2 protein-coding genes are annotated in these 1,843 nt (G+C 66.6%); both read left to right on the top strand.

Annotated features, from left to right (window positions below):
• Positions 1-137: 137 nt before the first annotated feature.
• Positions 138-599 carry a putative copper homeostasis (lipo)protein LpqS gene (gene lpqS / locus AC5Y7V_RS31320; RefSeq protein ID WP_499883786.1) on the top strand — a complete coding sequence of 154 codons (462 nt, stop codon included), beginning with the start codon at positions 138-140 and terminating at the stop codon, positions 597-599.
• 114 nt (positions 600-713) lie between these two features.
• Positions 714-1,843 (top strand): PLP-dependent cysteine synthase family protein (locus AC5Y7V_RS31315; protein ID WP_499883785.1); only part of this gene is annotated, 1,130 nt, incomplete at its 3' end.

The raw sequence follows: 1,843 nt of genomic DNA, 5'->3' as shown, positions 1-1,843 counted from the left end.
GGGTGCGTCTCATTTCTGTGCGTGTCGTCGATGATGTGGGTCCGGGCCTGTTCGGTTGGACAGCGGGCACTGTCGTGACCGAAATAATCCGTACGGGTGATAGAAAGAGCTGGCGACGTGCTGTACCCTCTAGGGGTATGGGGGTCGTTTGGACACGGGTGGAGGCCTGGAGCGTCCCTGAACGCCCCGGGTGGTCGCGGTGGCGGTCTGTCGCCGCTATGGGGGCTATTGCGGTAGCGGTGGCGATGTGGGTGCTCGTTATTGGCGGGCACTCCGAATTGCGGTCCCAGTCTGGGGCCTTTCATCCCGCGCACGCGTTGGTTAGCTCGCTGGGCCGTGAATTCGCCGTTAACGCCGAGCATCCGCATCTGTCGAATGGGTCGTCGGCGGCACACCATCATGAGGCGTTCGCGAGTGGGGTGCTGCCGGATTCGCCGGCCACTGTCGTGGCTGCCTTGGGTGTTGTTGTGGCGGCGGTGGCCGCTGTGGGTTTGTTGTGGCAGCAGGTCATGTTGGCCGGCCGGGGACCGCCCCGGGGGCCCGCGGCTGTTTTGACCGGTCAAGGTCTTTTGACGCGGTTCTGCCTTTCTCGTCGCTGATTGGTCAGCGCCAGGCCGTTTGTGCGAGGTCACGACGGCCGGTGGCCGCTGTCCCTGTTGATGGCCGCGCTGTGCGGCCGCACGCGAGAAAGCCACGATCCGATGAACAATCAAATCTTGCCTTTGACGTCTTTGAAGAGCGTTGGGCCGCGTAATTCGCGGCCGTTGACCCTGGTGCAGGGGCGGCAGAGTTGCCGACCGGTCTCGGGCAGTTACCGCCAGCCCGACGGGTTGGTCGGCAATACCCCGGTGCTGCGGATTTCGGAGCCGCTGACCAGCGCCGACCGCGGCTTTTGGGCCAAGCTGGAGGGGTTCAACCCCGGCGGCAGCATGAAAGACCGTCCGGCGGTGCACATGGTCGAGCGGGCCCGCGCCCGCGGCGAGCTGCGGCCCGGAGCCCGCATCGTCGAATCCACCAGCGGATCACTGGGTTTAGGGTTGGCGCTGGCCGGCATGGTGTATCGGCACCCGGTCACCGTGGTCACCGACCCGGGCATGGAACCCATCGTGCAAAACATGCTCCGGGCCTACGGCGCCGAGGTCGACATGGTCACCGAGCCGCACCCGGTCGGCGGATGGCAACAAGCGCGCAAAGATCGTATCGCCGAGCTGCTGGCCGCTGACCCTGATGCGTGGTGTCCCAACCAGTACAACAACCCCGACAACGTCGACGCCTACCGGCCGCTGGCACTGGAGTTGCTCGACCAGCTCGGCGACATCGATGTGCTGGTGTGCTCGGTGGGTACCGGGGGTCATTCCGCCGGGGTGGCCCGCGTGCTGCGCGAGACCAACCCCGACCTGCAGGTGATCGGTGTGGACACCATCGGCTCGACGATTTTCGGCCAACCCGCGACCAGTCGGCTGATGCGCGGTTTGGGCTCCAGCATCTACCCCCGCAACGTGGACTACCCGGCGTTTAACGAGGTGCACTGGGTCGCTCCCGCCGAAGCCGTGTGGGCGGCGCGTGCCCTGGCGGCGACCCACCATGCCAGCGGCGGCTGGAGTGTGGGTGCGGTCGGTTTGGTCGCCGGCTGGGTGGCGCGCACCATGCCCGCCGATACCACCCTCGCCGCGGTTTTTCCCGACGGTCCGCAACGCTACTTCGACACCATCTACAACGACGACTACTGCCGCCGCCACGGCCTGCTCGACCAACTGCCCCCGGATCAGCCGGCGGTCATCGCTGACCCCAGCCAGCAGGTGGCGCAGTCCTGGACCCGGTGCACCACCGTCATCGACCCCGC

The sequence above is a fragment of the Mycobacterium sp. NGS34 genome, assembly GCF_059812845.1.
This window is presented reverse-complemented; position numbering and strand designations above follow the sequence as displayed.